The 20,187-nt window shown below is 72.6% G+C and carries 21 protein-coding genes and 1 pseudogene; 12 read left to right on the top strand and 10 right to left on the bottom strand.

What is annotated here, in order from left to right:
- Nucleotides 1-3: 3 nt before the first annotated feature.
- Together O7599_RS18595 and O7599_RS18600 are read right to left on the bottom strand one after the other, a co-directional pair.
- Nucleotides 4-171 (bottom strand): annotated as a pseudogene (locus O7599_RS18595) (sugar nucleotide-binding protein); the annotation flags it as partial.
- Nucleotides 168-761 (bottom strand): TetR/AcrR family transcriptional regulator, encoded by a 594-nt coding sequence (locus O7599_RS18600; RefSeq protein WP_281616722.1) that lies wholly within the window; start codon nucleotides 759-761, stop codon nucleotides 168-170. The gene O7599_RS18600 and the pseudogene O7599_RS18595, both read right to left, overlap by 4 nt.
- A gap of 102 nt (nucleotides 762-863) precedes the next feature.
- Between O7599_RS18600 and O7599_RS18605 the strand changes: the two genes are divergently transcribed.
- Entirely contained in the window at nucleotides 864-1,604 is a 741-nt protein-coding gene (locus O7599_RS18605) for a nitroreductase (protein ID WP_281616723.1), read from the top strand.
- Between the two features lie 431 nt (nucleotides 1,605-2,035).
- Here the strand turns inward: O7599_RS18605 and O7599_RS18610 are convergent, their stop codons facing one another.
- Both O7599_RS18610 and O7599_RS18615 read right to left on the bottom strand, forming a co-directional pair.
- Nucleotides 2,036-2,533, bottom strand: a complete 498-nt coding sequence (locus O7599_RS18610; protein WP_281616724.1) for a hypothetical protein — start codon at nucleotides 2,531-2,533, stop codon at nucleotides 2,036-2,038.
- Nucleotides 2,530-2,763: a hypothetical protein gene (locus tag O7599_RS18615; RefSeq protein ID WP_281616725.1), complete on the bottom strand. Its 234-nt coding sequence runs from the start codon at nucleotides 2,761-2,763 to the stop codon at nucleotides 2,530-2,532. Before O7599_RS18615 ends, O7599_RS18610 begins: the two co-directional genes overlap by 4 nt.
- A gap of 146 nt (nucleotides 2,764-2,909) precedes the next feature.
- Between O7599_RS18615 and O7599_RS18620 the strand changes: the two genes are divergently transcribed.
- Together O7599_RS18620 and O7599_RS18625 are read left to right on the top strand one after the other, a co-directional pair.
- Nucleotides 2,910-3,740 (top strand): helix-turn-helix transcriptional regulator, encoded by an 831-nt coding sequence (locus O7599_RS18620; RefSeq protein WP_281616726.1) that lies wholly within the window; start codon nucleotides 2,910-2,912, stop codon nucleotides 3,738-3,740.
- Nucleotides 3,737-3,949 (top strand): DUF397 domain-containing protein, encoded by a 213-nt coding sequence (locus tag O7599_RS18625; RefSeq protein ID WP_281616727.1) that lies wholly within the window; start codon nucleotides 3,737-3,739, stop codon nucleotides 3,947-3,949. The genes O7599_RS18620 and O7599_RS18625 overlap by 4 nt, the downstream gene beginning before the upstream one ends.
- Before the next feature lie 49 nt (nucleotides 3,950-3,998).
- Here O7599_RS18625 and O7599_RS18630 read toward each other — a convergent pair whose 3' ends face one another.
- The 4 genes from O7599_RS18630 to O7599_RS18645 all read right to left on the bottom strand — a co-directional run bounded on the left by O7599_RS18630 (nucleotide 3,999) and on the right by O7599_RS18645 (nucleotide 9,477).
- On the bottom strand, nucleotides 3,999-4,661 hold the full coding sequence (locus O7599_RS18630; protein WP_281616728.1) for a ribonuclease H: 663 nt from the start codon (nucleotides 4,659-4,661) through the stop codon (nucleotides 3,999-4,001).
- Nucleotides 4,662-4,743: 82 nt separating this feature from the next.
- Nucleotides 4,744-6,177 carry a hypothetical protein gene (locus O7599_RS18635; RefSeq protein WP_281616729.1) on the bottom strand — a complete coding sequence of 478 codons (1,434 nt, stop codon included), beginning with the start codon at nucleotides 6,175-6,177 and terminating at the stop codon, nucleotides 4,744-4,746.
- A 150-nt stretch (nucleotides 6,178-6,327) separates the two neighbouring features.
- Nucleotides 6,328-7,905, bottom strand: a complete 1,578-nt coding sequence (locus O7599_RS18640) for a DUF6851 domain-containing protein (RefSeq protein WP_281616730.1) — start codon at nucleotides 7,903-7,905, stop codon at nucleotides 6,328-6,330.
- Nucleotides 7,906-9,015: 1,110 nt separating this feature from the next.
- Nucleotides 9,016-9,477: a hypothetical protein gene (locus O7599_RS18645; RefSeq protein WP_281616731.1), complete on the bottom strand. Its 462-nt coding sequence runs from the start codon at nucleotides 9,475-9,477 to the stop codon at nucleotides 9,016-9,018.
- Between the two features lie 330 nt (nucleotides 9,478-9,807).
- Here O7599_RS18645 and O7599_RS18650 point away from each other — a divergent pair, with 330 nt between their 5' ends.
- From O7599_RS18650 to O7599_RS18670, 5 genes are read left to right on the top strand one after another with little or no spacing between them, the layout of a single operon-like run.
- Nucleotides 9,808-11,028: a polyprenyl synthetase family protein gene (locus tag O7599_RS18650; protein ID WP_281616732.1), complete on the top strand. Its 1,221-nt coding sequence runs from the start codon at nucleotides 9,808-9,810 to the stop codon at nucleotides 11,026-11,028.
- Nucleotides 11,025-11,822: a class I SAM-dependent methyltransferase gene (locus O7599_RS18655; RefSeq protein WP_281616733.1), complete on the top strand. Its 798-nt coding sequence runs from the start codon at nucleotides 11,025-11,027 to the stop codon at nucleotides 11,820-11,822. The genes O7599_RS18650 and O7599_RS18655 overlap by 4 nt, the downstream gene beginning before the upstream one ends.
- 11 nt (nucleotides 11,823-11,833) lie before the next feature.
- Entirely contained in the window at nucleotides 11,834-12,415 is a 582-nt protein-coding gene (locus O7599_RS18660; protein ID WP_281616734.1) for a hypothetical protein, read from the top strand.
- A complete protein-coding gene (locus tag O7599_RS18665; protein WP_281616735.1) occupies nucleotides 12,412-13,686 on the top strand; it encodes an FAD-dependent monooxygenase in 1,275 nt (424 codons plus the stop codon). Before O7599_RS18660 ends, O7599_RS18665 begins: the two co-directional genes overlap by 4 nt.
- On the top strand, nucleotides 13,683-14,597 hold the full coding sequence (locus O7599_RS18670; protein ID WP_281616736.1) for a UbiA family prenyltransferase: 915 nt from the start codon (nucleotides 13,683-13,685) through the stop codon (nucleotides 14,595-14,597). Before O7599_RS18665 ends, O7599_RS18670 begins: the two co-directional genes overlap by 4 nt.
- Before the next feature lie 39 nt (nucleotides 14,598-14,636).
- On the opposite strand, the gene O7599_RS18675 is transcribed toward O7599_RS18670, so the two are convergent.
- On the bottom strand, nucleotides 14,637-15,101 hold the full coding sequence (locus O7599_RS18675) for a hypothetical protein (RefSeq protein WP_281616737.1): 465 nt from the start codon (nucleotides 15,099-15,101) through the stop codon (nucleotides 14,637-14,639).
- Nucleotides 15,102-15,264: 163 nt separating this feature from the next.
- Nucleotides 15,265-16,008, bottom strand: coding sequence for a Crp/Fnr family transcriptional regulator (locus tag O7599_RS18680; RefSeq protein ID WP_281616738.1), 744 nt, complete (start codon nucleotides 16,006-16,008; stop codon nucleotides 15,265-15,267).
- 1,316 nt (nucleotides 16,009-17,324) lie between these two features.
- On the opposite strand from O7599_RS18680, the gene O7599_RS18685 reads away from it, so the two are divergent.
- The 4 genes from O7599_RS18685 to O7599_RS18700 all read left to right on the top strand — a co-directional run bounded on the left by O7599_RS18685 (nucleotide 17,325) and on the right by O7599_RS18700 (nucleotide 20,186).
- A complete protein-coding gene (locus O7599_RS18685; RefSeq protein WP_281616739.1) occupies nucleotides 17,325-17,660 on the top strand; it encodes a metalloregulator ArsR/SmtB family transcription factor in 336 nt (111 codons plus the stop codon).
- Nucleotides 17,661-17,662: 2 nt separating this feature from the next.
- Complete coding sequence (locus O7599_RS18690) at nucleotides 17,663-18,394, top strand: cation transporter (RefSeq protein ID WP_281616740.1); 732 nt, start codon at nucleotides 17,663-17,665, stop codon at nucleotides 18,392-18,394.
- 257 nt (nucleotides 18,395-18,651) lie between these two features.
- The gene (locus O7599_RS18695; RefSeq protein WP_281623432.1) at nucleotides 18,652-19,608 is read left to right on the top strand and encodes a bile acid:sodium symporter; all 957 of its coding nucleotides are present in this window, start codon (nucleotides 18,652-18,654) and stop codon (nucleotides 19,606-19,608) included.
- Between the two features lie 140 nt (nucleotides 19,609-19,748).
- The gene (locus tag O7599_RS18700; protein WP_281616741.1) at nucleotides 19,749-20,186 is read left to right on the top strand and encodes an NfeD family protein; all 438 of its coding nucleotides are present in this window, start codon (nucleotides 19,749-19,751) and stop codon (nucleotides 20,184-20,186) included.
- Nucleotide 20,187: the final 1 nt, after the last annotated feature.

The following is a 20,187-nucleotide window of genomic DNA, read 5'->3' on the forward strand; positions in this document are numbered from 1 at the left end:
GTCGCCATCGCCGGTGATCAGCGACGTTCGCACGATGAGAGCGGCGGGAGCCACGAGGCGCACCGCGGACTCGCCCGCGGCTTTCGCGGCGCCGTACGGCGTGGCCGGATCCGGTGTCGCCGTTTCGTCGTAGGTGGTCCGTACGCCGGAGAAGACCGCGTCGCCTGTCAGATCGTGGTCGGCAGTGCGTTTTCCAGGAGGATCTCCGCCGCTGTCCGCGCGTGCCGGCCGTAGTTCGACTCGCCCAGCACCATGGCGCGGCTGGCGGCGCCGTCCGCGAGGGTCACGAGTTGCTCGGCGAGGACGGCGGGCTCGCGGCAGCCCAGTTCCGCTACCAGGTCGGTCACCAGCCGCACCATCAGCAGTTTCTGTTCGCGGGCGTAGGAGTGGACCGCGTTCTGCGGGTCGGGGAACTCCACGGCGGCGTCGATGAACGGGCATCCGCGCACGGGATCCGTCCCGGCCGGGGGCGGGTCGAACAGTGCGAGGATTCGCTCCTTGGCGGGGATGTCCTCGCGGGTCAGCGCGCCCTCCAGGGTGCGCCCCGTCGAGGAGAGGTCCTTGAGGTGGGCGAGGACCAGCTCGTCTTTGGTCCTGAAGTGCGCGTAGAGGGTGCGCTTGGACACCGGCGCCCGCTGCGCGATCTGCTCCATGCCGGTCGCGTTGATCCCCTGGGCCGCGAACAGTCCGGCCGCGGCGGCCAGGATGCGCTCCCGCCCTCCGCGCCCCTGCCGTCGGGACGCCGTCGTCGTCGTGGTCATGACGTAAGTATACGTTCTCGTTTACTTCGGCGGGGGTGGCTGGCTATAGTGCGACTTCAGGTAAACGCTTCTGTTTACTTCAGGGATCCTGAGGAGAGTTCCATGAGCGGACCGGTCTTCACCCGGACACGCACGAGCGAGGCGCCCACCGGCGCGACACAGACGGGCGGGACACGAACGTCGGAGTACACCGAGCATCTGATCCGCGGGCGCCGCGCGATCCGCGCATTCCGTCCCGACCCGGTACCCGAGGACACTCTGCGCGGGGTCTTCTCCCTGGCCGGCGCCGCGCCGTCCAATTCCAACGCGCAGCCGTGGCGGATCGAGGTGGTCGGTGGCGCACGGCGAGACCGTCTGGCCGACGCCCTGCGAACGGCCCACGCCGAGCAACGCGTCACGGCCGACTACCCGTACTCCGAGGACATGTACGCCCCCGTCCACCAGGAACGGCGGGCCGCCTTCGGCGCCGGTGTGTACGGAGCGCTGGGCATCGACCCCGACGACCACCCGGCACGCGCGGCCTACGACGTGGAGAGCCTGGGCTTCTACGGGGCGCCCCATGCCGCGTTCCTGTTCGTCACCGGCGACGGCGGGCCGCGACTGGCCGCCGACGCCGGCGCCTACCTGCAGACGCTGTTGCTGGCCATGACCGGCTACGGCGTGGCCAGTTGCCCGCAGGGCCTGCTCAGCTTCTACGCCGACACCGTCCGCGACCAACTTGGAGTGGACGAGGGGAAGCTGCTCGTGGGTGTCTCCTTCGGCTACGCCGTCGAGAACGCGCCGGTGAACCGGGTCGCGACCGGCCGGGCGGCCCTGGAGGCAACCACCACATTCCACACCTAGAGTCGGTCCCGAAAACGCCGGTCACAGCTACTCGTTGAGGGCTGCGACCGATCGCCGAGGGGCCGGTGGGCGGGGGTCGGTGCGTCGAGGCGTGACTGCCCGGTCGGGGATGCCGTCGGGGCGGGGCTTGGTGCCGCGGGCTCCGGTTCGTCGAGGGGTGTGCGTCTCGATGGGCAAAAGTCGAGGCGCGTGGGCGTTTTGGGATGATTCAGCGGGTGGGTTACCGGGAGTTTGTCTCGGTGGCGTCCACTGGGCCGTCTCGGGTTGTTGCATGTGGGGGCGAGGGCTGGGTTTGGCGCACAACGATGCTGGCGACGTCGATTCCCGGAGCCGGCCCGCGTCCCCGGAGCCGGCCCCCCGGATCGCCGATCCGGGCGGTTCCGCCCACCCACCGGGGTTCGATCGAGGTCAGCCCTGGCTGAGCGAGTTGTTCACAGGTAGAGCTGCCGGTCGCAATCCCGGCAGTAGGTCTTGCCGTCGCGCTTTTCGGTACGCGGGTGTGTGCAGCCCTCTGTCCGGCTGCCCGGGTCGCGGCGGCGGGGTAACGCCTCGGCCGGGTCGCCCACTGCCGCAAGGTGGCGCCCGGTGGGCAGGGCGCGCGGCGGTGGCGCGTGGGGTGGCAGCGTGAGGGTGGCGTAGCGGGCGGCGCGGTGGCCGCGGCGGTCGTGGGCGTGGGCCTGGCGGCGGACCATGTGGTCCAGCTCGGCGATACAGGATCCGCAGGCGTACATCTCGCCGCCCGCCCCCGGCGTGATCACCGACCCGACCCACACCACGGCCACCCCCTCCCGCCGGCAGAACAGCCAACACACCCCCCGCACCCACGCGTTGCCGTCCCCGGCCCGCGCCACCGCCGGCCAGGCGTCACGCCACGGACGCTCCGCGGCGGGCAGGAACTCCTCGCCCGGCCCCGGCGGCTCGGGGCTCACCGGGCGGTTCCCCGCGGGCGGAGGGCGGCGGCGAGCGCGCGGGCGGTGGTGATGTTGCAGCGCCCGAGGTCGATCAGCCCGAGGGGGGCGGACCCCGTGCAGGAAACGGGATCGAGCCCCAGCGACGGCAGCACCACCCCCGCCGCCTTGAGCGCCTCCCGCAGTTCGTCACACGCCTGCCCGGCCTGTGTGACCCTGTCCGGCGTCTGGGACCTGCCCCTCGTCGCCATTTTCCGTCACTCCTGACTTTGCTTTCCTGCCGTCCCTCTTCCGGGGCGGGAAATTACGGTCTGTGCCCCAAGCATCGTCCTCCCGACGTACTCTCAACAGGCCAAACGGCTTTCCAAGGCACCTGGCAAGAAGGTGAATTGAACGAATGACCGAGCCATTATCCGAACTGAACGGTGAGCCCCGGAACGGTCTTGAGTGGTTCGGGCGCGAGGTGGCAGCGGCCCTGGCCCACAAGGGCGCCAACCAGCGCCAACTAGCGGATGCTACGGGCTACAAGGAGCCGTACGTGTCCAAGGTGAAGAACGGCAAGGCGCTGGCGTCGAGGCACTTCGCCGACGGCTGTGACCGGTACTTCGACACGTCCGGCTACTTCGTCCGTCTGCTGGTCCGGGTGAGCGAACGGGGGCATCCCGGCTGGTTCGTGCCGTACATCAACCTGGAAAAGCAGGCCGACCGGATCGAGAACTACTCCAACGCCCTGATCATGGGCATGTTGCAGACCGCGGACTACGCGGAGGCCACGTTTCGGGCCACGCACCCGCGGGAGACCGACGAGCAGATCAAGGCCCGGGTCGACGCCAGGCTGGCCCGTCGGGAGGTCATGGAGCGCGACAAGCCGCCGCTGCTCTGGGTGATCCTGCACGAATCGACGCTGCGGACCGAAGTGGGCGGCCGGGCCGTCATGGCCGACCAGCTCCGCCACCTTGCCTCGACCGCGGGAAATCCCCACGTCACGCTTCAAGTTCTGCGCTTCAAAGCGGGTGCCCCCGCGTCGTCCCTGCCGTTTATCCTGGTAACGCCAGGCGACGGGGCAACAGTCCTGTACTCGGAGAGCAGGGGACAGGGGCACGTGACGGACTCCGCCACGGCGGTGGACAGTGCACGCACGACGTACGAGCGGCTGCGGGCCTCCGCCCGTGACCCCGACGAGTCCCTGGCTCTGATTCGAGAAATCGCGGAGGAGTACGCCAGATGAGCAGCATGCACGGCACGCGGCCCCTGCAGTGGGTCAAGAGCACGTACAGCGGCGGCGAAGGCGGCGAGTGCATCGAGTGGGCGCCGGAGCACGCAGCCGCCACCGGTGAGTTCCTAGTCCGGGACAGCAAAGACCCCCACGGCCCCCACCTCACCCTGACCCGCGACGGGTTCGCCGCGCTCGTGGAGTTCGCCAAGCGGCACGGCTGAACCGCCCACCCCCGACCGACCGGTCCTCGCCCTGGGGCGGGGGCCGTCGTCACCCCCCGGCGCACTCCACGTGGCCCCAGCCCGCGTCGTTCTTCGCGATCGTCGTACCCGCGGCGTACGGCTTGCCGCAGCGGCAGCGGCCCGGGTACTTGGCCTTCAGGGTGCCGCCGCCCGGCTTGCCTCCCGCGCGGCGCTTCGGGGCCGGCGCCCGGGTCGGGGTGTCTTCCGCCGTCGGGAGCGGGGAGCCGTGGGCCGTGCCCGCGGGGTTCTGGGTGCGGGCCGCTTCGGCGGCTGCGGCGTCGGCGGCGGCGTTGTAGGGGTCGCCGCCGACCTGGTGCGCGCGGACGTGGACCAGCCGTACCTCGCGGCCCGCGAGGCGGTCGTCGATGCTGCGTACCAGCTCCTGGTTGGCCACCGGCTTGCCCGCGGCGTTCTTCCAGCCGCGCCGCCGCCAACCGGGCAGCCAGTCGGTGACGGCGCGCATCGCGTACGTGGAGTCCATCCGCACCTCCAGCGGTACGTCCGGGTCCGTGGCCTCCAGCAGCCGCAGCAGGGCGGTCAGCTCGGCGATGTTGTTGGTCGCCTTGCCGAGCGGGCCGGCCTCCCAGCGCGCGACCGCGCCGTCCGGGCCCGCCACCACCCACGCCCAGGCGGCAGGTCCCGGGTTCGGACTCGCGGCGCCGTCGCACGCGGCGATGATCACGTCAGCCATGCGGGCGATTCTTCCATCCCGGCGACCGGCGCCCGGCGGCTGCCCGGGTTCCGCGCGGTCCCGGCGGTCGGCGGTGCGGAGTTCAGGAGGGGCCCGCGGACTCCAGGTGCGTCAGCCGTTTCCGCCAGCGGGCCGCGTTCTCCTCCTGCCCGTACGTGGACTCGCAGGCGGCCTGGGCCCGGCAGGCGTACGCCGCCAGCTCGGGGAGGTGTACGCGGGCCACCTCGACGAGCGAGTCGACGGCGTCGTCCCACGCCGGGTTGACGATCTTGTCGACCAGCGCGGTCCCCATCTCCATGGCCAGCTCCGCCGGGCGGGCCGAACCGCTGACCAGGGCGTGCAGGAACGGTCCGCTGGTGTGCCCCTCGTCGGCCAGATCCGCCAGCCGGCGGGCGGTATCGGTGTTCCCGGCGCGGGCGTGCACGAAGGCCAGGTCCATCGCGAACTCGGCCATCCACATGCCCGCCAGGTCGCCGCCGAGACTTCCCCCCGATACCTCGTCGGCCCGGTCGTGGTCCCCTTCGTAGAGGGCGAGCGCGAAGGTGGCCACCTGGGCGGAGCCGTTGTCGTAGATCCTGCGCAGCTCCGCCGCCGCCCGTGACAGGTCGCCCGCCTGCGCCAGGCGGTGTCCGTACTCGGCCGGGCTCTCGATGCCCGCCCGTCGGCGTGCTTCGGCGATGACGGACGCTCCGCCGAGGAAGACCTCGCCTATGGAGAAGTCGCCGCGGAACACCGCCTCCGCATAGGCCGCCCGCGCTTCCTCCTCGTGCCCTTCCTCGTGCAGTCGTAGGGCCAGTTCGAGGAGCTCGGCCGCACCTCGGTCCTGTGCGGCGTACTTGTCCTGGCCGGCCAGGAGGGCGTCGAGCTCCAGGCGGGCCTTCACTTTGGCGTACGGGTCGCCGTGGGGGAGTGCGACGGCGTGCCGGAACGCGGCGGCGGCGCCGTCGGTGTCGTCGTCCCAGAGCTCCCATCCGAGACGTACCGCTGCTTCCGCTTCGGAAACCGGACCCCAGGCGCCGGTGCCCCAGCACTGGCCTGTTCTGAGGGTCTGCGTCCAGCGCGGGTCGGTGGGCCAGACGTCGTACTCGGCCTGGGCGAGGCGCTCCTCCACGGGGCCGTGCTCGCCGGGGCGGTAGCCGCCGTTGAACGTCCCCGCGTAGAAGAGGTGGTCGAGGGTGTCGTAGGCGTTGCGGTAGTACGCCGCCAGCGCGCCGTCGACGGGTTGATGGCGCACGGCCACCCGTTCGACGCGCTCGACGAAGCGGTGGGCGTGGGCGCGGAGGAACGCGGCGTCCAGGGTCTGCGCCTGGCCGACCTCGTCGGCCAACGGCCCGCGGGGGCGGCCCATCTCACCGTCCGCCGCTTCCCGCAGCACCTGGAGGAAGAACCCGGGGTCGGCCGGAAGCAGCGCGGCCTGGTCCCACCACGGCTCGTGGTGCACGAGCAGCACCCGCAGCCGTACCGGCCCTCCCGCGGAGTCCGCGTGCACGACGTGAATCCGGTAGATGTCGTCCATGCCGTCACCCTGGCAGGCGCCTAGGACATTCGGTGAGCCGTTTCCGCGTGGAGTCGCCCCCTGTGGTCCCTCCCCGGCAGGGCACGCGAAGGGGGCCTTCCGGCACCTGTACCACGCGCCGGAAGGCCCCCTTCAGCTTCGGGAGGGCGGTCAGCTCTTGCCGTTGCCCTCGCCCTTGACGTGCCGCTGGATGAAGTCGTGGGCCAGGTCGCCGAACTGCTCGCCGAAGGCCATGGACCGCTCGACCGTCTTCTTGAAGTGCACGCCGCCGTCGACCCGGCTGTAGGCGCACCTCTCGTTGAAGTCCGTCCACGTCGGGAACGACACCCGCACGTTCTGGGAGGGAGTGATCCCCGGCTCCACGATCGACTTGCCGACCTCGAAGTCGAACTCCCAGCCCAGCTCGTCCGTGCCGAAGAACCGCCGCGCCGTCTGCGACGCCGCCGAGCCCACCGTGGTCGAACCCGACGGGTACTCCGGGTGGTCACCGGTCGGCAGGTAGCTGGACCACTCGTCCGCCCGGATGTCGTTGACCGTGCCCATGCCGATGCCACCCCAGGCGGTCAGCTTTCGCCGCCCGTACACGTACGGAACGGCGGTGATCGGGCGCACCGCCTCGTACATGCGCTTGAAGCGCCAGGCGGCGATGAGGGCGTCGAAGGTCGCCAGGATGTGCTGGAGCAACCAGTGGGCCCAGCCGTGCACGCCCAGTTCGTTGTTCTCGTCGTGCTTCAGGGCGATCTCGATGGACGAGTGGCCGATGCCCCAGAGCTTGTTCTCCATGATCTCGGCGAGCGCCTTGTGCTCGTCGTCGAGCGCCGCGGACGCCTCGATGACCTCGTCGACCGAACGCTTGTAGGCGCGGCGGTCGGTGTGGTCGGTGAAGTCGGGCCGGGCGAGGCGGAACCGGGCCGGGTCCTTGTAGATGTGCGGCAGGGTCACCGCGATCTGCGGGGTCACCATGTGCTGGGTGACGTAGATGCCCAGGTCGCCCGGGCCGCCGCCGGCGCGCCGGCCGTTGTGCCGCTGGAGCTGCGGCTGCCACCGGGAGGGGTTGTTCAGGTCGAAGGCGGTGTTCACCGGCACGTATCCGGTGTAGTCCGCCCACGGCGTGGGGTTGTACTTACGGCCCCCCTCATAACCGAGGGCGTTCATGCCGTCGCTCTTCATCACGTTCCAGACGGCCTTGGCCGCGACGTTGCCGATGCCCACCGGGGTGGTCACGTCCTCCGACTCGTCGTCGGGGTCCAGACCGAGGGCGACCATCATCTCTCGCAGGGATTCCACGATGGGCGGCAGCAGCCGGCTCCAGATCGCGTTCTGGGCGTGGAGGCAGGCGATGTTCATGTTGCGGTTGGTGGCCGACTCACTGGAGGGGCGCTTCGGGATGTTGCTGTAAATCCCGACCGCGGTCTCGTGGTACGGGGCCAGCGCGTCGAACAGCGCCAGCATCGCCGCGCGGTTCATGAACAGGATGAGGGTGACGTCCATCGTGCCGATGAACGCGTCGCTGGCCGACTGACCTGTCCGCGGGCCGGTGGGCTGGGCCCACTTGATGTAGTTGTCCTTGTCCAGGTCGGGAAGCTCGGGCGGCTCGTCGCTGCCGGCGGCCAGGGCCGGGCGGGAGAGAGCCAGCGTGGAAAGGGCTGCCGTCGACCCGGCGCCGACCAGCAGCGACCTGCGGCCTATCGGCGAGCCTATGAGAGGGGTGCGTCCGGAACTCGTCATGATCCTCTTTCTTTTCATCGGCGGGGAGGGCCCAGAGACGAACGTGACATGCGGCCCTTCGAGGAAACGGGATCTCGATGGTGGTGCCGTGTGGTGCTCTCCGGGTTTTCGTGAGAGAGCGATGTGGGGGAGCGTGGGGCGGCGGGCGGGAAACCGCCGCCCGGGGGGGGGAGAAACGCTGCAGGATCCGGGACCACGCTCGTCGGCCGCGGCGCGAAAGCGATTTCCGGAGAATCCCCTTCGTGTCCCGTACGAGCATGGTGCAGATTCGTTACGCCTTTCCCGCCTACGCCACCGTCTCCTCGCTCGGTTCGCTCTTCCCGGTTTCGTGCGGCGGGGCCGGCACGTTCTTCGGGTGGAGGTTTCCAGCGGTGGCAGCGGGTCGGGAAGTACAGGTTATGGTGTTGTGTGGCGTGGCCGGTAGGTCGGCCGTGTGGTGTCACGTGAGAAAAGGCGCATCGACCAGTCGGGTCGATTCTCCGAGGGCCGGGCAAAGCCCTTCCGCACCTATACCTTCGGACACCCAGAACTCCAAGCAGTCGATGCCGATGACGTCCCCGTGGAACCTGCGGAGGGGACACTACCGACCGTCACTCAAGAGTCACTCGAAAGGGACTATGGCAGAGATCTTTCTTGACATGCCGAATCAGCCGTGACAAATTCACAGTGTGATGAAAATGGAGCGCCATCGTCACGTGTAAAGCACATGTCAGGGAATACCCGGATTGATCCGGAGCACACGACGGCATCGGCAGGGCAGGTCCTTACGCCGCCGGGCCTTTCCGGAATGCGGCCCGCCGCAGGGCGCGGTAGCCGGCGGTGAGCCTGGCCGCGGCCAGGGCGCAGCCGGTGAGGGCCGTGAGGGTGCGGAGCCGGGATCCGGCGGCGGATCTCCGAGAGAGTTGTCCACAGGCTGTGGGAACGGTTGCCGCTCGACGGCCGTCGGCGCGCGGTCACCTTGCCGCGGTCGCCGAGGAGTTGCTGCGGGGGCGCCTGGACGGCGTCTTCCCCGGGGAGTGCCGCCGGTACCGGCGGTGAGCACCCCCGGCGGGACGAGCCGGTGGCCGGGCGCGGGACACCCGGCCACCGGTCGCGCCTACCGCCGGTCCGTCACTCGAAGACGAACGGGCCCGGGTTCTGCGGGGTGGTGGCGTCACAGTTGGCCGTGATGCCGAGGACCTGGACCGTCAGGGACGTGGCCTCCAGCGAGTCGCCGGAGGCGACCGTGCCGGACAGCGGACCCGTGTCGGCCGGGCTGCCGGCCGGAATGGCCGGGTTGGAACTGCCGGAGAACTCGGCCGTGTCGGTGCCGTTCTTCGTGAGGGTGAGGGTGGAGGACGCGGAGTTCGCCGCGATGTCGATCGGCGCGGTGATGGCGTCGGTGGTGATGGTGATGGTCGCCGCGGTGCCGTCCTGCGTGGCTTCGAGCGTCGCCTCGCCGGAGCCCCAAGTGCCGCAGTCGAAGCCGATGGTGGCGGTCTGCGGCTCCACCGCGAGCGCGCTCGGCGCGGCCAGTAACAGCGCGCCGGCGACCGCGGCACCGACGCCCAGGGCGGTGCGTGCCTTCTTCATGGAGTGCCTCTTCCTTGTGGGGGGTCGGGGTGGATCACCCCGCATACGTAGGCATTGAGGCAGCTCGGCACCGGGAGGGCAAGACCGGTGAACCGACTTTGTTGTCATGGGCATCACTATTGCGCCAAGTTTGTTACCGGTGGGTCAACGGGCGAGTAGGGCCGCCCCCGACGACCGCGACGCCCCCGTCCCCCGGCGCCGCCCGCCCCGCCTCCCGCCGGGCGGCGAACCCCCCAGAGGGGTGATCCGCAGTGCCCTGGGCTTTCGCGCCGTCGTTACCAGCCAAACGGGCGCCTACGCACTCTGCCCCCGGGAAGGCGGCTTGTCCTCATGCAGCGCACCGACGCCGGCCCGGCGTGCTTTCCGCTCGCCGAGCTGCGTCACGCCGTGGACGCCGGCATCGCCGCCTGGCTGGACCGCGGCGGTCCCGGCGCCGGTGCTGCCGATGGCGATGGCGATGCCGACTACCTCGCCACCGCGCAGCGGTGGGCGCTCAGCCCGCCCGGCAAGCTCCTGCGGCCGATCACCCTCCTCGCCGCCGCCGGCGCCGTCGGCGGCTCGTACGACGCGGTGATGCCCGCCGCCGTGGGCATCGAACTCGCCCACGTCGCGACCCTCGTGCACGACGACATCATCGACGGCGACGAGCTGCGCCGCGGCAAGGCCGCGGCGCACCGCGAGTTCGGGCTCGCCCACGGGGTGCTGGCGGCCGACTCGTTGTTCTTCGCCCTCTTCCAGCAGCTCGGCGGCTGCCGGCGCACCGGCGTGCCGGAGAGCTGCGTCCTCGACGCCGTCGAGGCCCTCGGCGCCGCCGGGCAGCAGACCGCGCGGGGCGTCGCGCAGGAGGTCGCGCTCAGCGGCAGCCTGTGCGAGGTGACCGCCCCGGCGGACGGGGGCATCGCCGCGTACGTGGAGATGGTCCGGCTGAAAAGCGCGTCGCTGTTCCGCGCCGCGTGCCACGTGGGTGCGCTGCTCGGCGGCGGGAACCCGGAGCAGGCGGGGGTGCTGGCGGTGTACGGGGAGGCGATGGGGATCGCGTTCCAGATCCGGGACGACCTGCTGCCCTACACGTCCGTCGTCGGCGGCGGCGACAGCGCCGACAGCGGCGGCGAGTACGACCATGACGACGGCGACCGCGTCGACCTGCGCGCCGGCAAGCCCGTCTGCAGCGACCTCCGCAACCGCCGCCCCGCGCTGCCCGTACTCCTCGCCCACCGCCTCGGCGGCCACGCCGAGCGGGCGGCGCTCGCCGCACTCGTCGACGGCACGAGCGACGAACACGGCCGCCACCGGCAACTCTCACGTCTCGCCCGCGAGACCGGCGCGCTGCGCGCGGCGCAGAGCATGGCCCGCGCGTACGTCGACCGCTGCCACCGCGCGCTGGCGCCCGTGCCGCCGGGCGCGGACCGCGACCGGCTGGCGTGGCTCGCCGACGAGGTGGCGGGCCCGGCGTACGGCCAGGAGCACGGCGGCGTTCAGGAGCGCGGCTGCTCCCCCGCACACGGCAGCTCCCCCGCACACGGCCGCGCCACCGGCGGTGACCTGCCGTGAACACCCCGCCCCCCGACCCCGCCGCCCCCCTCGTCATGCCCCGCGGCGGCCCCGCCGCCGCCCGCTGGGACCGGCTCTACGAGACCGACAGAGAGGAGTACATCGACCGCCCCGACACCCCCGCCGCCGCCCGCCGCGTCCTGCGCGGCCTCGACCGGCTCCAGCGCCTCACCCTCGGCTACCGCACCTGCGGCCGGCTCACCGCGGCGGCCCTCGGCCCCGCGCCCCGCCCGCGGGTGCTGGAACTCGGCGCCGGCTGCGGGCGCCTGTCGTCCGACGTCCTCCGCCGCCACCCCACCGCCCGCGTCACCGCCAGCGACGTCAACCCGCGTGTCGTCGCGGAGCTGCGCGCCGGGCCGCTGGGCCGCCATCCGCGGGCCGAGTGCGCGGTGGTCGACGCCACCGCGATCGACGCCCCGGCGGGCGCGTACGACGTGGCGGTGATGACCACGTCCCTGCACCACCTGACGCCGGACGGGGTGGTGGCGCTGCTGGGGGAGGGCACCCGGGTGGCGCGGACCCTGCTGCTCGTGGACGGCTGGCGGAATCCGCTGTTCCTCGCCGCGGTACCGCTGATGTTCCTGACCGGGGGTGCGGCGCACGTGCACGACGGTGTCGTCAGCCTGCGCAAGATGTACAGCGGCGCCGCCGTCCGGGCCCTTGCGGGGATGTGCGGAGCGCCACTGCGGGTGCACACTCGGTTCGCACTGCCGGGGTATCTCGTCGTCACCGCCAGTCGGTCGGCGTACGCCCCGGCAACTGCCGTTCAGAACCGTCTCCGTACCCGAAAGTGAGCCGCAACGGTATGCCCACGAGGACCCAGCTCCTTCGCGCAGCCCACGACGACATCTTCGCCACCCCCGGCACCGACACCGCCCGGTCGGCCATCGCCCGCTTCCGCAGCCCGCTGACCCGCATGCTGCTCGGCAGCGACGGCCTGACGACCACGCTCCTGGAGTCGTGGGCGGGCTCCCCGCTGGAGGTCGGCGACGTGACGCTCCGCTTCGTCCGCGCCGAACGGGCCCCGCGCGGCGCCGCCGCCCTGCTCGGCACCGAAGGCGACGTGCTCGTGCGGCACTCGACGCTCACCGACGCCCGCGGCCGGATGTGGTCGTGGAACCAGGTCGTCGCGGGCCCGGCCGGCGAGCCCGCGCTGCGGCGCTGCCTCACCGACGCCTCGGCGCCGGTGGGCCCCGCGCTGCGGGCGGCGGGCGCCCGGCTGGGGCGGACGGTCGTACGCGCCGGGGTGACCCCGTGGCCGCCGGACCCGCGGGAGCAGGCGGCGTTCAGGACGTACCGGCTGTGGTGCGGGGACGACGTCCTGGCCGCCATCCACGAGGTGTTCAACCCCGCGCACGTACCGGCGGATCTGCGGGAGGCGGCATGACACGGGCACAGCGGCGGGTGCGTACGCAGGTCGCCGTCGTGGGCGCGGGACCGGCCGGCCTGGTCCTGGCGAACGTCCTTTTACGCGCCGGCGTCGGCGTCGCCGTCGTGGAGCGCCGCTCGCGCGCCGAGGTCGAACGGCGCGCGCGGGCGGGCCTGGTGGAGCACCGGATCGTCGAGTACCTGCGCGCGCACGGCCTGGCCGACCGGCTGCTGGCCGAGGGCACCCGGCACGGCTGGTGCGACTTCCTGTGCTCGGGCCGGCTGCTGCGCTTCGACTACGGCGCGCAGTCCGGGGGCGTACGGCACTGGGTGTACCCGCAGCAGCTCCTCGTGCGCGACCTCATCGCCGACCTCCACGAGGCGGGCCACACCCCGGAGTTCTCGCTCCCGGCGACCCGCGTGCACGTCGACGGCGCCGGGCCGGCGCGGGTGGAGTGCGCCGGGCTCGACATCGACTGCGACTACGTCGTCGGCTGCGACGGCCCGCACGGCGTCACCCCGCAGGCGCTCCCCCCGGAGGCCGCGCCGCACGACGGCCTCCCCGGGACCGGGCCTGCGCCGCCGGGCGGGCTGGACGAGCGGTACCCGTACGACTGGCTCACGCTCCTCGCCGAGGTCGACCGCGGCGTACCGGGTGTCGTCTACGCCGTGCACGAGGACGGCTTCGCCGGCGTCATGCCGCGTACGTCCCGCATCGCCCGGCTCTACCTGGAGATCCCCGCGGGCGACGCCACCGCCCGCTGGACCGCCCCCCGCGTGCACGAGCGGCTGCGCACCCGGCTGGTGGGCGCGGGCGCGGCGGTGCCGCGGCTGGGGCGCATCCTGGAGACGGGGGTGCTGCGGATGCGCAGCAGCGTGCGGCGGCGGTTCCAGCACGGGCGGCTCTTCCTTGCCGGGGACGCGGCGCACGTGCTGACGCCCTCGGGCGCGAAGGGCATGAACCTCGCCGTCGCGGACGCCGCCGACCTGGCCGACGCGCTGATCCGCCGCTACCGCTACGGCGACGAGGCACACCTGGACGGCTACACGTCCCGCAGACTCCCCGAGGTGCTGCGGACCCGCGACCTCGCGGCCGGGTTCCTGGACCTGCTCCATCCGCAGGGCCGGCACCCCGCGGACCGCCGGGCGGAACTGGCCCTGCGGCTGGAGCGGATGCGGGAGCTGGCGGAACCGGGCGCCGCGGGCGCCGCGTTCGCGCACTGGTACGTCGGCGCAGGCCCGGAACTTCCCGTCCCCCACACCTCGGCACCCAGGGAGCCCACTCCATGAGTCTTGCGGTCCAGGCGCGGGCGTTGTACGGCTTCTCGCGCGGCAACCAGGCGCTGCTGAGCATCGCGCAGCCCCTGGTCGGCGCGCTGCTGGCCACCGACCACCCCGCGCCGGGCCGCCTGACCGCCGCCGTACTCGCCACCGCCGCCGCCTTCTTCGCGGTCTTCGCGGCGAACGACCTGTTCGACGCCCGGCTCGACCGGCGCAGCGCGGCGATGGCCCACACCCGCGCGGCCCCCGACATCGACAGCGCGGGCGGCCGGCATCCGCTGGCGGAGGGCAGGCTGCGCTTCACGGCGGGGCTGGCGTGGGTGCTGGTGCTGGGCGCGTTCGCGCTGGCGGTGGCGGCGGCGCTGAGCTGGGTGTGCGCGGTGCTGTTCGTGTGCGCGGCGCTGCTGGAGGCCGTGTACTGCAAGCTGGCCACGGTCACGGCGTACAAGTTCCTGGTCAGCGGGGTGATGGTCGCGATCGGCGCGTGCGCGGGCTGGTTCGCCTTCTCCGGCACCGTCGACCCGCTGCGGCTCGGGCTGCTCGCGGTGTGGATGGCGGCGTGGGAGATCGGCGGCCGGAACATCCCCAACGACCTCGCCGACGTCGAGGAGGACACCCCGCTCGGCATCAAGACCGTGCCGATCGTCTACGGCCCCCGCGCCGCCGCGCGCCTCGCGGCGGCGCTGCTCGTGCTCTCCGCGGCGGCGGCCTGCGCGCTGGCCGTGGCGGCGTGGCCGTCGTACGGCGCCGTGGGCCTGACGCTCACCGCCCTCACCGCGCTCCCCACCCTCGTCCTCCCCGCCGCCCGCCTCCTCCGCCGCCCGGACGGCCCGACGGCCCTCGCGGTCTTCAACCGCGCGTCGTTCCACCCGGTGGGGGTCGTGGCGGCCTTCGTGGCGGGGGCGTGGGTGACGGGCTGACGCCCGCGACGCGCGGCCGTCCCGCCGTCGCCGGCCGGGTCACATCTTGTGGAGCGTACGGACCCGCTGCTGGACTCTGCTCACGGCCGCGAAGAGCCGGGTGCGGGCCTGCTCCTGCTTCATCGCGGCCACCATCAGCGCCGTCCTGGAGCCGGACAGGGGTGACCTGAGCGCCGTGCCGAGGTAGTCGTCGCAGCGGACCACGATGTCGTGCAACTCGGCGCGCAGCGCACCGGGCTGAGCGGCGTAGCCCTCTATCGCGTGGCGCAGGGTGAGCAGCGGTGCGAAGTCGGCGGCCGTGCTGGGCTTCTGGGCGAACCCGCACAGCAGTTCGTAGACCTCCTTGAGGTAGGCGTCGACGTCGTCCAGGTCTTTGGCGGCGTCGTCGGTGCTGCGGGTCCTCCTGGCCCAGGCGAAGACCCGGCGGTGGTGGCGCAGGGTGACGATGCCGACGGCGACGAGGCCGCCGGTACCGCAGATCGTCAGGGCGGTGCTGAGGTTCATCGAACGCATCCGTTCGTCGGTGCGCGCGGACCCGGCTCCCGGGGGACCGGGGCCGCGCGAGGGGAGAGGGTGACGGGTGGCCGGGCCGCAGGAACCGGAGGAGCCCGGAGGAGCCCGGAGGAGCCTGGCGGCGCTTGGAGGCACTTGGAGGCGCCCGGAGGAGCTACGTGATGAGGGCGAGGCGCTCAAGGGCGCGCAGGTCGGTCACCACCAGCTCCCGGTACCCGCTGTCGACGGCCCCGTGGCCGGTCCGCAGGTGGCGCAGGGCGTTCTCGACCGTGGACGTGCCGAGTAACAGGGCGCGGGAGATGTCGCGCTGCCGCAGCCCCTTGAGCGCGATCCGGTCGGGATCGGCGGAGTCCCTGGCGCCGGCGGTGTGGGCCAGATGCACCAGGAGGGTGGTCACCCGGGCGAGGGAGGAGCGGCGGGTCATGGCGTAGACCCGCTCGTCGCTGCGGTTGCGGTCCTCCAGGCTGCGCAGGAGCGCGAGTTGCATGGGCGGGTGCTGCCTGAGCAGGACGTTCACCCGCTGCACCGGACAGGGCATCACCCACGTCCTGCCGACGCAGACCGTCTCCACCCGGGACCGGGGCTCGATGAGCTTGGCCTCGCCCAGGAACTCCCCGACGCCGCGGAACCGGGCTATCACGTCCCGCCCCTGGCCCATCGGGTAGCGCTCCTGGATGACGCAGCCGCCCAGAACGAGGTAGCACGTGCGGTCGTCGGCGGCGAGCGGAAGCCGGCGGCCGGACTCGAACGTACGCGCGTCCGGGCCCCATGCTCTGACGAGCAACGGCCAGATGCGGTCCGGCAGGTGGTGCAGAAAACTGCCCTGGGGCATGGGCTGACGCCCTGCCAGTATTTCGGTGGGGTTGAAGCCGTCGACCTTCGACGGAAGCGAGCCCATCTCTACCCCTTGCCTCCCGGTCGAGCGGGAATGCCGGTGCGGTCACCGGCCGCCGCGTGCGTCGCGGCAGGAGGGTGGTCCGGGGGGCGGGGCGGCAGCGCAGCACGACGGCGCGCCCGCGGGACGCGGGTGGCCTGTGCTGCGACGCCGTCCGAAACGGCGCTGTTCAACGGTCCGGGCCTCCTTCTGTTCCAGGGTGTGAAGTTGGTGGGTCCAGTACCTCTCCCGCGCCTGTCCGGTTGGTGAGCCCGGAGTACGGCGCGGAGCCAAGCGAGGGACCTACAGTACCCCGCGAAGGGGTAGCAGATCCTAGCTACGCGGGACCGTTTCTGTGGCCCCTGTCATGTGGCCTCACCGACAATCCCCCACCGATGGGGATTGAAAATTCCTACAAAGGATTGCACCGGGCGCCATCGGTCACGGGAGGCCGGCGAATTCCCCTTAAGCTACAAGGTTTCGAAATTTCCAGCAGGTAAACGCCGCCGGAGAATAGGCGCACAGTGGCCTTCTACGCACCGGAGGCCCCAGGGAACCACCCTGGAGCCTCCGGGAAGAGGTCTGGACCCACCAAGGCTCAGACCGGCTCCTATTTAACACCACCACGCGGAAGTGCAGCACCTCCGGCGTCGCGTCCATCTCACACTTCCCCCACCAACAGGGCTTTCGGCACGCGGATGTTGGTACGGCGAAGCACACCGAGCGTAACGGGGGGTACACGCCGACAACTGTCCGCTTTGACCTGTTTCGCCGTGCCTCACCCCCGGGAAGGCCCGCGTGAGCGAGCCCGCTCGACGCCGGAGCGTACGAGCGCGCGCACGCAGCAGATTCGGTGCACAGTTGCAAACGGTGACCGACCCCGTACCCGCAGGCTCACAGCGCACGAGCACAGGCACCGTTTCCCACGCCTCGCCCGGCAGTCGCCACGGCGAAAGCCCCGCGGCCGAGAATGCCCCGGGAAGGGACGTCAATTTCCTTCCGAAAACTGACAGTCAATGCCAGAAGAGTTTTGTCGACCTAGGCGTCAAGCAATGGCCCACACGCGCCCACACACCCCCTGCCTGACGGCCCCTCAGCACGCACCCGGGGGCCCCCGGGCACTGCATGCCCGACCCATGAACGACCCCGTCCCCCGCCTCAACGCGTCGCCGCACCGCCGCCCGGAGGGGCGCCGGAACGGGCGCGCGGGCACGCCGTGCGCCCCCCGTCCACCGCGCACGCCGGGCGGCCCCTGCCCGGCGCCGGGCGGCGGGCGGCCCGACGCGGGTCCCCTTAGTCCACGCTTCCCTGAATCCAGGATTCGCTGTATCGTCCGGAGGGTGCTGACCACCGCCACGGACATCGACGTGCTGGCCCGCTTCGGCCGCGCCCTCGCCGACCCCATCCGCTGCCGCGTCCTGCTCGCCCTGCGCGACGCCCCCGGCTACCCCGCCGAGTTGGCCGACGCGCTCGGGATCTCCCGGACCCGGCTCTCCAACCACCTGACGTGCCTGCGCGACTGCGGGCTCGTCGTCTCCGCGCCCGACGGGCGGCGGATGCGGTACGAACTCGCCGACGCCCGGCTCGGGCACGCGCTGGACGACCTGCGGACCGCCGTCATCGCCGTGGAGACCGACCGGACCTGCCCGGACGCCGACACCGAAGGGTGCTGCTGACGATGGCGGTGCACGTCGGCACCGGCACCGGCATCGGCATCGGCATCGGCCCCGGTCCGGTCCGGGCGGCCCTGCTCGCCCGCCGGATACGGCTGCTGGTCGCGGCGACGATCGCGTACAACGTCGTGGAGGCCGCCGTCGCGCTGACCGCCGGGGTCCTCGCCTCCTCCGGCGCGCTGATCGGCTTCGGGCTGGACTCCGTCGTCGAGGTCTCCTCCGCCGCCGCCCTCGCCTGGCAGTTCTCCGCCTCCGACCCCGCCGTCCGGCAGGCCCGGGAGGGGCGGACGCTGCGGATCGTCGCGGTGTCGTTCTTCGCCCTCGCCGCGTACGTCGCCGTCGACGCCGTACGCGCCCTGGCCGGCGGCACCGAGGCGGAGCCGTCCGTACCCGGCATCGTGCTGGCCGCGCTGTCGCTGGCGATCATGCCGTTCCTGTCCGCCGCGCAGCGCCGCGCGGGCCGCGAACTCGGCTCCGCCAGCGCCGTGGCCGACTCCAAGCAGACCCTGCTGTGCACCTACCTGTCGGCCGTGCTGCTGCTCGGTCTCGTCCTCAACGCGACCGCCGGCTGGGCCTTCGCCGACCCGGTCGCCGCCCTCGTCATCGCCGCCGTCGCCGTGCGGGAGGGCCGCAACGCCTGGCGGGGCGAAGCCTGCTGCCCCGTCCCGGCCGCCGCGGCCGGGAAGCCGGCCGAGGCGTGCGGCTGCTGCGCCGCCGCCGAGGGAGGCCGGGCCTGAGGAGTGGGCGTGAGGCGGTGCGCGTGAGGCGCCTCGCTCACTCCCCGCCCCGGCGGCCGGCGTAGCGCAGCGCCCTGCGCAGGGCGCTGCGCTACGTCGTCGGTCATGGGACCGGTGTCCGGGACCGTTGCCGCCTCGGCCATGACCGCACCCGCACCCGCCGCCGCCCCGGCCGTTTACCGTCGAGGGTGTACGCCCCACCCCACCCCACCCCGCAAGGAGCGCCCGTGGCGGAGCCGGCCGGCCTCGTCGCCGCCATGGAGCAGCACCAGGTCGCCGTCTACCTCGGCGCCCTCGCCGCCGGCGGGCTCGTCGGGTGGTTCGCGCCCGGGGCCGGGCCCGGGCTCGAGCACGCCATCAACCCCGTGCTCGCCGCCCTGCTGTACGTGACGTTCCTCCAGGTGCCCGCCGCCCAACTGCTGCGTTCCCTGCGCGCCGGGCGGTTCCTCGCCGCCGCGCTCGTCGTCAACTTCGTCGTCGTGCCGCTGGTCGTCGCGGCGATGTTCGCCTTCCTCCCCGGCGAGCGGGCCGTCCGCATGGGCGTCCTGCTCGTCCTGCTCGCCCCCTGCGTCGACTACGTGATCGTCTTCACCGGCCTCGCCGGCGGCAGCAGCCGGCGGCTCCTGGCCGCCACCCCCCTGCTGCTCCTCGCGCAGATGGTCCTGCTGCCCGGCTACCTCTACCTCTTCCTGGGCTCCGGCCTCGCCGACGTCGTCGAGGCCGGGCCGTTCGTCGAGGCGTTCGCCGTCCTCATCGCCCTCCCCCTCGCCCTGGCCTGGCTCACCCAGGCGTGGGCCGCCCGCCGCCCGGCCGGGCGGCGGACCGCCGGCGCAGCGGGCACCGCGATGGTGCCGCTGATGGCCGCGACCCTCGCGATCGTCGTCGCGTCCCAGGTGCCCAAGCTGGACGACGGCGTCGGCGACGTGGCCCGCGTGGTGCCGTTCTACGTCCTCTTCCTCGCCGCGATGGCCGTCGCCGGCCTCGGCGTCGCCCGGCTGTTCCGCCTCGACGTCCCCGCCGGCCGCGCGATCGTCTTCACCGGCGCCACCCGCAACTCCCTCGTCGTCCTCCCGCTGGCCCTCGCGCTGCCCGACCCGCTGGCCGCCGCCGCGGTGGTCGTGGTCGCCCAGACCCTGGTCGAGGTCGCCGGCATGGTGATCTACGTACGCCTCGTCCCCCGGCTGCTGCCGGACGCCGCACGCGCCGGGGCGTGAGCGGTGCCGCGGTGCAGCGGTGCCGCTCACGCCCCGGTGTCGTTTCGGCTACGGACCCGTAGCCGCCTGCGACTCGTCTGTTCTGTCCGGCAGGCCGGGAAGGTACGTTGGAGGGCAGTCCCCCGAGGGAGGCTGACGCGATGTCGTGGTTCGTCTGGCTGCTCGCCGCCGCGGCGCTCGGCGCCGCCGAGTTCTTCACGATGACGCTCGTCTTCGGACTGCTGGCCGGCGCCGCGATGGTGGCCGCCGTGGTGGCCGGGGTGGGCGTGGGGGCGCTCGGTCAGTTCGTGGCCCTCGGGGCGGCGGCGGCAGCGGGGCTGGTCGTCGTCCGTCCCGTCGCGCTCAAGCACATGGGGCAGACGCCGCTGACCCGGGACGGCAGCGACGCGCTGCTCGGCAAGCGGGCCGAGGTCGTCCAGGAGGTCACCGCGACCCGCGGGCTGATCAAGCTCTCCGGGGAGGAGTGGTCCGCCCGCGCCTTCGACGAGACCGCGGTGATCCCGGTGGGAGCGCTGGTCGAGGTCATGGAGATCGAGGGCGCCACCGCCGTCGTCTACCCCCGCGAACTGCTCCCCTGAA

It is taken from the genome of Streptomyces sp. WMMC500, assembly GCF_027497195.1.
Taxonomy (GTDB): Bacteria; Actinomycetota; Actinomycetes; order Streptomycetales; family Streptomycetaceae; genus Streptomyces.